This is a genomic window from Salinimonas lutimaris (assembly GCF_005222225.1).
GTDB lineage: Bacteria > Pseudomonadota > Gammaproteobacteria > Enterobacterales > Alteromonadaceae > Alteromonas > Alteromonas lutimaris.
On sequence record NZ_CP036536.1, the window covers coordinates 3692624 to 3705576 of the forward strand.

At 52.5% G+C, this 12953-nt stretch carries 9 protein-coding genes; 4 read left to right on the forward strand and 5 right to left on the reverse strand.

The window, feature by feature from the left end; all coding sequences use genetic code 11:
• Position 1: 1 nt before the first annotated feature.
• Positions 2–1765: a glycoside hydrolase family 3 N-terminal domain-containing protein gene (locus tag EZV72_RS16300; RefSeq protein ID WP_217495166.1), complete on the reverse strand. Its 1764-nt coding sequence runs from the start codon at positions 1763–1765 to the stop codon at positions 2–4.
• Positions 1766–2005: 240 nt separating this feature from the next.
• Between EZV72_RS16300 and EZV72_RS16305 the strand changes: the two genes are divergently transcribed.
• From EZV72_RS16305 to ggt, 3 genes are all read left to right on the forward strand, one after another.
• Entirely contained in the window at positions 2006–3904 is a 1899-nt protein-coding gene (locus EZV72_RS16305; protein ID WP_137168226.1) for an N-acetylmuramoyl-L-alanine amidase, read from the forward strand.
• Between the two features lie 159 nt (positions 3905–4063).
• Positions 4064–5440, forward strand: coding sequence for a Na+/H+ antiporter NhaC family protein (locus tag EZV72_RS16310; RefSeq protein WP_137168227.1), 1377 nt, complete (start codon positions 4064–4066; stop codon positions 5438–5440).
• A gap of 4 nt (positions 5441–5444) precedes the next feature.
• On the forward strand, positions 5445–7148 hold the full coding sequence (ggt, locus tag EZV72_RS16315; RefSeq protein ID WP_137168228.1) for a gamma-glutamyltransferase: 1704 nt from the start codon (positions 5445–5447) through the stop codon (positions 7146–7148).
• Positions 7149–7248: 100 nt separating this feature from the next.
• On the opposite strand, the gene EZV72_RS16320 is transcribed toward ggt, so the two are convergent.
• The 3 genes from EZV72_RS16320 to EZV72_RS16330 form a co-directional block, all read right to left on the reverse strand.
• Positions 7249–8664, reverse strand: a complete 1416-nt coding sequence (locus EZV72_RS16320) for an aldehyde dehydrogenase family protein (protein WP_137168229.1) — start codon at positions 8662–8664, stop codon at positions 7249–7251.
• A 138-nt stretch (positions 8665–8802) separates the two neighbouring features.
• Positions 8803–10101 carry an adenylosuccinate synthase gene (locus tag EZV72_RS16325; RefSeq protein WP_137168230.1) on the reverse strand — a complete coding sequence of 433 codons (1299 nt, stop codon included), beginning with the start codon at positions 10099–10101 and terminating at the stop codon, positions 8803–8805.
• A gap of 132 nt (positions 10102–10233) precedes the next feature.
• Entirely contained in the window at positions 10234–11394 is a 1161-nt protein-coding gene (locus EZV72_RS16330; protein WP_137168231.1) for an aminotransferase class V-fold PLP-dependent enzyme, read from the reverse strand.
• A 154-nt stretch (positions 11395–11548) separates the two neighbouring features.
• Here EZV72_RS16330 and EZV72_RS16335 point away from each other — a divergent pair, with 154 nt between their 5' ends.
• Positions 11549–11962, forward strand: a complete 414-nt coding sequence (locus EZV72_RS16335; protein WP_137168232.1) for a hypothetical protein — start codon at positions 11549–11551, stop codon at positions 11960–11962.
• Positions 11963–11987: 25 nt separating this feature from the next.
• On the opposite strand, the gene trxA is transcribed toward EZV72_RS16335, so the two are convergent.
• Positions 11988–12851 carry a thioredoxin gene (trxA, locus tag EZV72_RS16340; RefSeq protein ID WP_408640822.1) on the reverse strand — a complete coding sequence of 288 codons (864 nt, stop codon included), beginning with the start codon at positions 12849–12851 and terminating at the stop codon, positions 11988–11990.
• Between the last annotated feature and the right edge of the window lie 102 nt (positions 12852–12953).

Here is a 12953-nt window from a genome sequence, read left to right on the forward strand (position 1 = left end):
ATCAGCGTACAGCCTGCATCGGTACAGTGACTGGTGACACGCCGGTGGCCGGCGCTTTGCCGGTCAGAATCCGGGTGAGCGCCAGAAATACCGCGGAAGGGACGCCGCTGGCCGTATCCGGATGGACATTATAGCCAAAGGTGGCCAGTGCAACATCGCTGATGGGGGCAAACTGCGTGACACTGTAAGGCGCCCGCAAGGCAGCAAAAACCGTCAGTGCACCGGCTTGCCGGGCCTGATTCATCTGGGAAAACAACCACTGCTGCTGGGCTGCCAGTGAAGCACGTGGCCCCGCCGGTTCCATGCCCCCCATTTCAGCAGCATAATGCTGGGGGCTGATATCTGCGCCAATCAGTACATCGGTTGGCCGCCAGTCCTGCCAGACTGGCGCGGATGGTATTTGCGCCGATGACACACAATCTATCTCCACCGGTATCTGCAAAGCCCCGATGGCATTATGCATCGCTTTGCAGCGCGCGGTATCGGGCATGACCACCCGCCAGCGGGTCTGACTGGATAATGGCAGATGGTGCTGCCCCTTGAACACCGTAACGGCCGCATTGGCCAGTTGTTGTTCAATCTTCGCGGCCTTCGCTGAAGGTAGCGCACTGACCGCTTCGGCAATGCGCGTGGCTAGTGGTTTATCCAGCAAGCTACCTGCATTAACCGTCTTTTTAAGCTGCTCAACACGGGCCACTGACTGCGCAAATGCGGCCTTTGACAACACGCCAGACTCAAGCTGCACCATGATCGCATGACGCAGGGTATTAAATGCCTCAATATCCTTGGGGGTGCGAATGACAAACGGCATCAGCGCAATATCAGCACCGGCTTTAAAAGTATTAATGATCGCTTCCTGCTCGGAAAAATAATTGGCGATACCAGCCATATCCAGGGCATCGGTCACAATCACGCCCTGATACTGCAATTCGCCACGCAGCACGCCGGTCAGGATCTTTTTTGATAAGGTTGCCGGCACCACGGTTGATGCCCCATCACGGGTTTTCAGGGTGGTATTATCCAGCGCCGGGTACTGAATATGCGCAGTCATGATCATCAGTGGCGGTGTATCGCTTTGAATGATGTGGCGAAATGGCAGCAAATCCTGGGCATACACCTGCTGCTTGTTATGCCTGACCACCGGCAACCCGGTGTGACTGTCTGTACGAGTATCACCGTGACCGGGAAAATGTTTGATAGCAGCAGCCACGCCCTGCTGCTGCATGCCTTTGACCATCACCTGGCCAAGCCGGGCAACCTGCTGCGCAGACTCGCCAAAGCTGCGCACATTAATCACCGGATTATCCGGGTTACTGTTCACATCCACCGAGGGCGCAAAATTAACATTAAATCCCAGCAGGCGGACGCTGAGTCCCAGCTGCTCTGCCACACTGGCGGCCAGTGTTGTGCCATATTTACCGGTTGATGCGCCAATGGCCATATTGCCCACAAAACGGGTCGCCATGGTGTCGGGAGTGCGCGCAACACGGCCGCCTTCCTGATCAATAGCCACCAGCAAAGGCGGTAAATTATGCCGGGCCATGATCTCCTGCATCTGATAAATCAGGGTCAACAGCTGCGCATGACTTTGCATATTTTCGCCAAACAGAATGACGCCGCCAATCTGACCGCTGATAAGCACCTCTTTGAGCGCATCGGGCAGCGTGGTGACCGGCTGACGACATGCTGAAGACGGCGTGCCATCATCGCAAAAATAACGAAAATCCAGCATCAGCTTTTGCCCCAGCAAGCGGCTGGCTGACACAGACGTACTATCGGCAGATGCACTCAACGTAAAACAACAAAGAAACAAACAGGTAGTGATAAGGCGAACAACGCGCATTTGACTGGCCATGCAAAGAATAAGACCGGGCTATCCTACTGAAGAGTCGGGTATTCAGGCAAATCAAATCCGCTAATTTACTCATGACAGCCACTATTTGTTTGGGTATGGTGATGTTCAGACAATAAAAGAACGGACAATGTCATTGTGTTACGCCGGCTTATGGCACTAATGCTGAGTATCGCCAGTCTGGCTGGGTGCAGTTCAGCCTACCAGCAAATCCCTTCTGACAATCACGGCCAGCGGGTCAAGTCTCTGGTACTACACTTCACCACGGTGGATTACGCAGAGAGTCTGCACGCGCTGACCGCGCCGGGCGGGCTAAGCGCTCATTATCTGGTGACCCGTAGCAACGATGACAGTGCACCGCACACCGATGCCACCGTGATTCAGCTGGTTGATGAATCGGATCGGGCCTGGCATGCCGGAGAGAGCTACTGGCAGCACCGCTCCCGGCTCAATGATCACTCCATTGGAATTGAGATTGTTTATTCTCCACATTGCCGAACACTGAATCAGCCTACCTACGATGAGCAGTTATGTCAGTTCCCGGACTATGATCCTGCCCAAATCAGCCAACTGATTAGCCTGATAAAAGACATTCTGGCCCGCCACCGGGATATCTCACCTACCGCAATTGTCGGACACTCAGATATTGCGTTTAACCGCAAGATGGACCCGGGCCCCCGCTTTCCCTGGCATCAGTTATATCAGGCCGGAATCGGCGCATGGTATAACCAGGACACCATGACGGCACTGTGGACGCGATTCAGGCAGTCGCCCCTGCCGCTTACACTGTTGCAGCAGGCCTTGTTTGATTATGGCTATCAGATAGCCATCACCGGACAGCCTGACGAGATAACCCGCAATGCGCTGGCGGCGTTTCAGATGCATTTTGTGCCCTGGCAGGTCAGCGCCAGCCCGGATGTAGCCACCGCTGCTGCGATCATGGCGTTATTAAAAAAATATATGCCGGAAAAATTTGCCTCTGTCATGCAGCGCTATGAGCAACATGCTACGGCACCGGTCGCTGCCAACACTTTACCGGCCGGGCTGCTGGATACCACAATCAGCCAGCCGGCCCATTTTGTGTTATCCCGCTGGCAGGCAGCAAATCAGCTGCAGCTAAAAGCCGGGCAAGACGCGAAAGTCAGTCTGCGACTAAACCAGCAAACCGTATTGTCACACGTCTTAAGCCCCGGCCAGACCGTTACCGTGCCACTGAGCCTGTCATCGCCTCTAGCCTTGTTATCGATTGATACCACATCGCCAGTACAGATATCGCTGCCATACAGCACTGTGACCCCGATTAAAAACGCTGACAGAGATAGCACCGGCGATTACCGGGATCCAGCGGTGATTCGCGGGCAGTATTACGGAGATGTCAACGCCGGTGTGCCGGCAGCGCTGCAAAATACGCTGGCCTTGTTACATGCTCTGAGTCGTGCCGATATGGATTTACAGACACCGGTTCAGCGCCTGCTGCCGTACTTTAAAGGCAATGGCCGCAGTAAATGCACCATCGCCGATCTACTGAGCCGGCATTGCAGTGGTTACGGGCGGCCCCCGCTTACGACCACAGAAGGTGCATCAGGCCGAGTTTCCCACACGCCGGCCATGTGGCAGCAGGTCGTGCCAGCTGACGTTTTAGCCGGTCAGAAGCCAGACATTGAAACAGCAAAGACCGGCGCTCAGGCTCCGGTGACCGCGTTACTGGGCCAGCTGGTGAGGGCTCTGACCGGACAATCACCTGCGGTGACGCTGGACACAGCCTATGGCAAGGTTGCGCCAACATTACCTGTGGTATTACAGACTCTGAGCAATCAGGGCGGCTACGGCGCAACGCTGCTTTACACTCCGGTGCTGGCCAGACAGCTAAGCCTGATTGCTCCAGTACCGCCAACAGTCAGTCAGCTGGCGGGGCCGGACAGCTTCTGGCTGGCCATTTCATCCGGAGGAGTGCTGGTAGATCCTGCCGCCGGACTGGCAACTTGGCTATCTGATGACAAACCTGATGACAAGCCCGATGATCTGTATCTACAAAAAATTTATCGTAACTAGTACTACCACCACCCCAAAGGGGTATCTTTGGACGGCTAAACTGAGTTAACCTAATTGTTTGCCCGCACCTGACCCGATCCCCCCTGCAAGCGCTTTGCGCACCAGCCGGGGCTGGCAGGCTACCCGTGTATCACAGAAATTAAGGTTTTAGGAAACAGTATGGACTGGGTGTCTATTATCCCCCCACTTGTTGCGATCTTCGTCGTATTCTGGAAAAAAGAAGTCATTATGGCCTTGCTTCTGGCCGTGCTTTGCGCCGAGGCGCTGATCCTCACTCAAGGCAGTAATGCATCGGCGATCATGGCCCCCATTACCTCAATGGAGCGGGTGATTGAAGTCGCCTCAAGCCCGGGTAACACCCGTATTTTGCTGTTTTCTGTGTTAGTCGGGGCCTTACTGGCGTATATCCGCGACTCTGGCGGCGTAACCGCAGCGGTAAACTGGCTGACCAACAAAGGCGTTGCCCGCAGTAAACGACAGGTGGGTAGCCTGACCATGCTGACCGGTATCGTGGTGTTTATTGAATCTAACCTCAGTGTCCTCACTTCCGGTATCTTTGCCCGCGGTCTGTTTGACCGGTTTAAAATGAGTCGGGCGCGACTGGCCTATATTATTGACAGTACCAGTGCTCCGGTCTGTATCCTGATTCTGCTCAATGGCTGGGGGGCATTTGTACTTAGCCTGCTGGATACCTATGATTTGCCGGGGACCTCGGTGAGTATTCTGTGGGGCACAGTGCCACTGAATTTTTATGCGCTTATCACGCTGGCTATTGTGATCTATACCATTGCCAAAGATAAGGTGCACGGACCGATGGCAAGAGAAGAACTGGAGCAGCAAAAGCAGGAAACCACCGTGGATACCGAACCTGCGACCAAAGCCCGCTTTATGATTTTACCCTTGCTGACCATGGTACTCAGTATGGTGGGTTTTATGCTGTGGACCGGTAACGGTGTGCTGGCCGAAGGTAGTGGCAGTAAATCGGTACTGTACGCCACGGTACTGGCTACCGCCGTAGCGTACCTGCTGTTAATCGGGCATCGCCGGTTTACGCATCATGAAGCCGTTAATATTGGCTTTAAAGGCATGGGTGAGTTGCTACCACTGGTGACCATTGTCCTGCTGTCCCTGACCCTGGGGACCAGCCTGAAGGTGCTGGGTACCGGTGAGTTTGTAGCCGGGATTGTTGGTGAATATCTGCCGGTAGTACTGATTGTGCCTATGCTGTTTCTGGCCGGGGGGGTTATGTCATTTACGACCGGCTCATCCTGGGGCACCTTTGCCATTCTAATTCCCATTGGGGTGCCGTTAATACAGTCACTGGGACTGCCCCCCTCGCTGGTGGTGGCAGCCATTCTTGGTGGCGGCATTTTTGGTGACCATTGTTCACCAATTTCCGATACCTCTGCGGTATCGTCCATCGCGGCTGGCTGTGATCTTCTGACTCACGTTCGCACTCAGCTTCCTTATGCGTTAGTCGCCGGAGGACTCACTCTGGCTGCCTATGTTGTCGCAAGTATTTTAATGATTGGATAACACTATGCGTAGATTGTTATGGATAAGTTTGGTGGTTGTAGCGATAACCGGGTGCTCAGGTACCGACTCCTCGCCGGCCCCGGAAGGTACCCCATCGCAGCAGGCGGTCGCCACGCCGGATAGCTTCAGCGCTGATGCTGCCATGGCGGTGTTACAGGAAGGCGGTAATGCGGTTGATGCTGCCATTACCACCCAGTTTGTGCTGGCTGTCACCCTGCCCGAAGCCGGTAACATAGGCGGTGGCGGGTTTATGACCCTGGTTTATGATGATGAAGCAGATTTTCTGGATTTTCGTGAAATGGCACCGGGTGCGGCCCACCGGGATATGTATCTGGATGACAATGGCGAAGTAAAAACCATGGACTCGCTGTTTGGTGTACGTGCCTCCGGCGTGCCGGGCTCGGTTGCCGGTATGTGGGCAGCGCACAAGAAATATGGCAGCCTGCCCTGGCGCCGGCTGGTGCAACCGGCCATTGATTTGGCCGAAAACGGGTTTGTAGTCCCCCCAAAACTGGGCAAAGCCATTGAAGAATATCAACAGCGCGTGAGTGAAAAAGGCCTTACCAATAACTTTGCCGACTACTTTGCCCAGGCCAAAGGCAATTCGCTTTTCAGGCAACCAGAGCTCGCCCGCACGCTGACCCGGATTCGTGATGAGGGCCGTAAAGGTTTCTATGCCGGTGAAACCGCCAGACTGATTACCCAGTATATGCAACAAAATGATGGTCTGATTACCTTAGAGGATCTGGCTAAATACCAAGCCATCTGGCGTAAACCGGTCACGATTGCATGGCAGGACTATACACTGATCACCGCACCACCACCCAGCTCAGGCGGGGTAGCCGTAGCTCAGTGGCTGGGTATGATGCAGGATGTGGGGGAGTCAAATGCGGTTCCTGAACATAACTCTGTGGCCTATATTCACCAAATGTCTGAGGTGGGCAAACGGGTGTTTGCCGACCGCGCCAAGTATCTGGGAGACCCGGATTTTATTGATGTACCGGTGGCTGAACTGATTGACGATGACTACATTGCCAGTCGCGCTGACCAGGTCAATATCGAGGCGATTTCCGATAGCGACAAGATCGGCCCGGGCTTGCACGAAAGTGAGCAAACCACGCATTTTTCAATTGTTGATAAGTGGGGTAATGCGGTGGCCATTACCACGACCCTGAACCTGAGCTTTGGTAATGGTGAGGTGGTCAAAGGCGCCGGCTTTTTACTCAATGACGAAATGGACGACTTCAGTGCCAAAGCCGGTGTTCCCAATTTCTTTGGTGCCGTTGGCGGCAAAGCCAACGAAATTCAGCCCTATAAGCGCATGTTATCGTCAATGACACCGACCGTGGTACTGGATAACGCCGGTGAAGTGGCGCTGGTGACCGGTTCTCCGGGTGGCACTACCATCATCTCATCCGTGACGCAGTCGGTGATGAATGCCCTGCTGTTTGACATGAGCGCAGAACAGGCCGCTAATGCTCCGCGTTTTCATCATCAGTTATGGCCCAAAGATACTATCCGGATGGCGCCGGGTATTGCCCAGAGTACGCAGGATTCGTTAAAAGCATTAGGCTATACCCTGCAACAGCGCCACTTTGGCGATGTACAGCTGATTAAACAGGGCAAAAATGGTCTGGAAGCAGCATCAGAGCATACCGGACGCGGCAAAAGCATTGTCACACCGGCTGTAATTCCGGCAGCCGGGTAATACCGGGATTAGACTGCCAGGCATGCCTGGCTGTGCCGGTTAGCGTACTAATGAGTGTAACGCCTCCGTTTACCGGGGGCGTTTTTGTGTTTTGCTACGCTTATAAAAAACGTTTCAGTAAACTCAGCTTCCAGCCAGAAAACGGCCCATAACGCGCTTTCACATCCAGCCAGAACTTTTTCACCATCACAGATTTAACATGACTGAGCCGGTCAAACCCGGCCTTACCATGATAGCTGCCCATACCACTGTGACCTACCCCACCAAAAGGCAGTTCGGGATTGGTCATAAACATCATAATATCGTTGATACACACACTACCGGCACTGATCGCATGAATAATTTTTTGCTCAACCCGGGTGTCGTTGGTAAACAGATACAACGCCAGTGGTTTAGGCCGACTGGTAATAAACGGTAAGCGGTCTGATAACTGGCAGGTCGTCAGCACCGGTAAAATCGGACCAAAGATTTCCTCACGCATCAGCGGACTATCCGGGTCCGGGTCCAGCACAATGGTCGGCGCCATCTTGCACTGCTGTTCATCCACCTGACCGCCACGAAACAGGGTGTGACCAGCCAGATAGCCCTGTAATCGTTGTAAATGCCGCGCATTGATGATTTTGCCATAGTCACTGTTTTGCAAAGGCTGCTTTCCGTACTGGGCTTTGAGTTCCCGTTTCAACGCTTTGAGCAAGGCTTCTTTCACTGATTCTTCGACAATAACATAATCAGGCGCAATACAGGTTTGCCCGGCATTCATCCACTTACCCCATACAATACGCCGGGCGGTTACATCAATATCAGCAGAGCGGTCCACCAGACACGGACTTTTCCCGCCCAGCTCCAGAGTTACCGGCGTCAGATGATCGCTGGCGGCGCGCATCACAATCCTGCCGACCTGCTCACCGCCGGTATAAAAAATATGATCCCAAGGCTGGGTCAGCAGATCGCTCGTCGCCTCTTTGCCGCCTTCGATCACAGTGATCGCTGAGTTGTCAAGATAGTTGGGGATAAGTTTTTTGATCAGTGCCGAAGTGGCGGGCGCAAGCTCGGATGGTTTAAGGAGTACACAATTGCCGGCAGCCAGTGCAGCAATGCACGGAGCCAGGGTTAGCTGCAACGGATAGTTCCATGCGCCAATCACCAGAATACAGCCTAAAGGCTCGGCTATCTGATAGCTTTTGCCCGGCTGAGCCAGCAGCGGCGTACTGACTTTGCGCGGTTTCATCCAGCGTTTCAGGTGCGCTCTGGTATGCTTGATGTCGCTGAGCAAAAAACCGATTTCAGCTAACCATGCTTCGGTCTTACACTTGCCAAGGTCCTCGTATAGCGCGGCCTGCAGCGCATCTGACTGCTCGTTTAACAAACGACTTAATGCATCAAGCTGACTAAGTCGCCATGCCGCTGAACGGGTTTTACCGGTTGCAAACGTTGTTTGCAGATGTTGGTGAGCCTGATGACCTGATAAGAAGTCGGATGCATCGTGAGCATCTATGGATGAGGAAGCTGCCTGCATGATGTGACACGTGTAAATAATCAATCAGGCAAGTATATCAGAGCTAATGCGCAGAGGAACTACAAAGGATTTTTATGGCTCAAAAACAACACAGCCTGCACGGGGCAGGCTATGGATAACTTTATGGATAAAGTGTGATCACGCGTCGTACGGATTACGCAAAACGATCGTTTCACTGCGATCCGGACCGGTCGAAATGATATCAATCGGAACACCTGTAATCGCTTCTAAACGGGCGATGTAGTCTTTGGCGGCTTGCGGCAGATCTTCAACCTGCTTCACACCAAATGTGGTTTCGCTCCAGCCTGGCATTTCTTCGTAAACCGGCTTCACCAGTTCGTAGCCATCGGCAGCCATTGGCGGCACATCTTTCACGTTACCGTCGGCATCTTCATACCCCACACAAATCTGCAGCGTATCCAGACCATCCAGTACGTCCAGTTTGGTCAGGCAGAAACCAGTCACCGAGTTGATTTGCACAGCACGCTTCATTGCTACTGCATCAAACCAGCCAGTACGACGCTGACGACCTGTAGTGGCACCAAATTCATGACCTTTTTCACCCAGATGCTGACCCACTTTACATGCCAGCTCAGTAGGGAAAGGACCCGAACCTACGCGAGTCGTGTAGGCTTTAACGATACCCAGTACATAATCCAGTTTCAGCGGACCAAAACCTGCACCGGTAGCTACGCCACCAACTGTCGTATTAGACGATGTCACATACGGATACGTACCGTGGTCGATATCCAGTAATGTGCCCTGTGCACCTTCAAACATGATTGGAACGCCGTCTTTATCGGCTTTATCCAGTACGTCGGTAACATCAACCACCATTGCTTTAAGGATGTCAGCAACAGCCATTGCCTGCTCGTACACGGTATCAAAGTCGACAGCGTCTTCTTTATAGTACTGAGTCAGGGTAAAGTTATGAACATCCAGCACTTCTTTCAGCTTCGCCTTGAAGTCTTCAGCGTTGAACAAATCGCCAACGCGCAGACCACGACGGGCGACTTTATCTTCGTAAGCCGGACCGATACCACGACCTGTTGTACCGATAGCACGATCGCCACGGGCTTTTTCCCGCGCTACATCCAGTGCCACGTGATAAGGCAGGATTAACGGACATGCCTCGCTGATTTTAAGACGATCTTTGACTGGTACGCCACGCGCTTCCAGCATACCAATTTCTTCCATCAGCGCTTCTGGGCTCAGCACCACACCGTTACCAATTATGCAGGTAACATTATCGCGTAATACACCGGATGGAATTAAGTGAAGAACGGTTTTTTCACCGTTGATAACCAGAGTGTGACCTGCGTTGTGTCCGCCCTGATAGCGAACCACGTATTTCGCGCGGTCTGTCAGAAGATCTACTACTTTACCTTTACCCTCGTCACCCCATTGGGTGCCAAGTACCACTACGTTCTTTGCCATGAATCGAATGTGAAAATAAATTAGGCGGGGATTCTACCAGAGATCTGAACAAATGATCATCCTATTTTTAGGCCAATTTCTGAACATCCCCGGATCTGTATGATCCAAAACACATTTCCGCTTTTACAGACCTCAGACACACCGGGCCAGCGCATTTAAATCCATGTCTTGCGCAGTATGATACAGTCCGAAACCAAACCGCAGACGATGACCCCGGTAGTCGGTTTGTATACCCGCTTCCTTGAGCTGCTGATGCAATCTGCCTGCGGTGACTTCATCAGGCAATGCAAAGGTAAGAAAATGCCCGCAGCGGGACACATCATTCACCAGCAGATTACGATGGTTAAGTAGTGGATGATGAAGCCCGCTCAGGCGGGCTAAAAATACCTGCTGCAACTGTTTGATGTAATTGTCGATAACCGGCACGGTCAGGCCCTCTTGCGCAAACAGTTCAAACACAGCGCGCATCCGGTAAAGAGCACAAAAATCCATGGTGGCTCCGGCAAACTGCATACCGTTATCCGCATAGCGGGTCTGACCGCTGCGTGCCTCGTGTAGCGCACCAAACTCAGCATACCAGCCGGTAAACCGGGGCCGATAATGCTGCCCGGGCGGTACGTGCATAAAGCACGCCCCTTCCCCGGCCTGTGCGTATTTGTATCCTCCGGCAATAAAAAACGCGCGGTGTTTGATGAGGCTTAAATCCACCGGTCTGGCCATAAAACTGTGGTATCCGTCAATCACCACCATCGCTTTGGGATCAGCGCTGTGTACGAGCGCATTCACATTATCGATTTGAAATCCGGAGTTGAACAATACCTGACTGAAAAACACCAAATCCCAGCACTGCTCAGACAATGCCGTCTGTAAACGCTCTTGCAAGGTATCAAATGGCTGGCTGCTGATCCGGGTCACTTTGACTATGCCGGCTTCCTCCAGTCGGGTGATTTGCCGGTTGAAGCTGTGAAATTCACTGTCGGTGGTCAGAATATGCCCGGTGGTATCGGTAGACAGACAGCTTAACAGGCGCATGACCAGCTCATGCGTGTTGGGGGCAAAAACGATTTGCCCGGGCAGGCCGGTATGTAACAGGTTGCTGATATGCTGTTGCAGAGTGGGAATCAAATCGCTGAAAAAAAAGGCCCATTTATCATCGGCCAGTCTGGCACTGTCGTCCCAGTAATCCAGCATGGCCTGGCGTGTCACATCAGGCCAGTAATAATGACTATGGCAGCTAAAATGCTGCACGCCGGGATTAGCAGTTAAAAATCGCTGATAATACTGTTGGTACACACAAGCCTCCTTTTGCAACAGCTGATGTAAGCACCCACTGTCGCAGACCGCTTAAGTTTTATCCAGTCAGATTACAAAAGGAAGTAGAAAGTTACAGACATCACCTGAATTTCTGCTATACCATAATGATATCAGGCTAGCAGGTAAGGATACGATGCGCTTTTTAAAAAGTGGTAATTTTACGTTGGATAAATCAGGCAATATTGTGGAGATCTTTGCCACAGGTGCCTGGGATCTGGCTACCACTGAAGCCATGATGGAAGAAGTACACTTTCTGACTCAGGACCTGGCCCATCAGCCCTGGGGGGTACTGATTGACTGTCGCCGCTGGGTACTGACCACACCGGAATGCCAGAACGCAATGGCAAAAGGGATCAGATATCAGATAGACCGGGGACTGAGCCGCACCGCTTATGTCATGGACTCAGGCATGGTTAAACGGGCTCAAATTGAACGGACCCATCCGGATTTTCGCCAGCACCAACAAGATCAGCGCTACCAGCGCGAATACTTCTACAGTTATTTTAAAGCCCTGAAATGGCTGGAAACCCAGGGTTTTACTCCCTGAAGCTAGCCAGCCGGCCCCGGTCGTATTAGTACAGTAAGCTGTAAACCTTGCGCCGATACAGTGATTTCAGCGGATCACCATCAGCCAGCGCATTAATCATATCCAGCATGATTTTTTTACCCTCTGAAAAGTTCAGGTCGGTTTGCAGAACTCCCAGCAGAAGTGCCAGCGCTTCATCTGGCTTGTGCGCCTGTTGTAACTGTACCGCCAAATCGATTTTCAGTTGCAGATCATCCGGGTTTGCCGCTACGTCTGCCTGAAGTTTTTTAAGCTCCGGCGACTCTGCAGCCTGCTCGGCCAGCTCCACCTTGCCCATCAGCGCCTGATAGCGGTTGTCCTGATCCACCAGTCGCACGGTCTCCAGTTCAGCCTTGGCCTGAGCCACTGAACCGGTTTCTACCAGACAGTCTATATACAGATATTTAGCATCCATATTGTCCGGGCTTAAATCCACTGCCTGCTTGGCAAAAGGGAACGCCCCCTGATAGTCGCCCTGCTCAATCAGCTGAGCAGCTTTTTGCAAGTCTTCATCACCGGGTTGTGGCAAGTATTTACCCAGCATTTCTCGGATTTGACCTTCGGTTTGCGCGCCGGCAAAACCATCTACAGGCTGTCCGTCTTTTACCACCATGACAGTGGGCAGACTGCGGATACCAAACTGCCCGGCAATTTCCTGCTGTTTGTCACAGTCCACCCGCGCCAGAATCATATCATTGGCGTATTCACCGGCAATCTTTTCCAGAATGGGCATTAAATCTTTACATGGCTCACACCAGTCAGCCCAGAAGTCAACAAGTATCAGCTTTTCCTGAGACTGTTGTAAAATCACCTGCTGGAAATTTTCCAGCGTGATATCAACAACATTACTTTGCGTCATCGCATCCATCATAATTCATTGCCTGTCATTGCTTGTTTGCTCATGATATGGGGCGCGGGAGGTAAAAAAACAAGCCAAAACGTGGCTTGCTTTCCCTGTCAGCCCCGCTTACAG

What these genes read in the sequence shown, in the direction of transcription:
- EZV72_RS16305 (WP_137168226.1), top strand. Translation starts at nt 2,006, where the DNA reads ATGGCACTAATGCTGAGTATCGCCAGTCTGGCTGGGTGCAGTTCAGCC.
- EZV72_RS16310 (WP_137168227.1), top strand. Translation starts at nt 4,064, where the DNA reads ATGGACTGGGTGTCTATTATCCCCCCACTTGTTGCGATCTTCGTCGTA.
- ggt (WP_137168228.1), top strand. Translation starts at nt 5,445, where the DNA reads ATGCGTAGATTGTTATGGATAAGTTTGGTGGTTGTAGCGATAACCGGG.
- EZV72_RS16320 (WP_137168229.1), bottom strand. Translation starts at nt 8,664, where the DNA reads ATGCAGGCAGCTTCCTCATCCATAGATGCTCACGATGCATCCGACTTC.
- EZV72_RS16325 (WP_137168230.1), bottom strand. Translation starts at nt 10,101, where the DNA reads ATGGCAAAGAACGTAGTGGTACTTGGCACCCAATGGGGTGACGAGGGT.
- EZV72_RS16335 (WP_137168232.1), top strand. Translation starts at nt 11,549, where the DNA reads ATGCGCTTTTTAAAAAGTGGTAATTTTACGTTGGATAAATCAGGCAAT.
- trxA (WP_408640822.1), bottom strand. Translation starts at nt 12,851, where the DNA reads ATGATGGATGCGATGACGCAAAGTAATGTTGTTGATATCACGCTGGAA.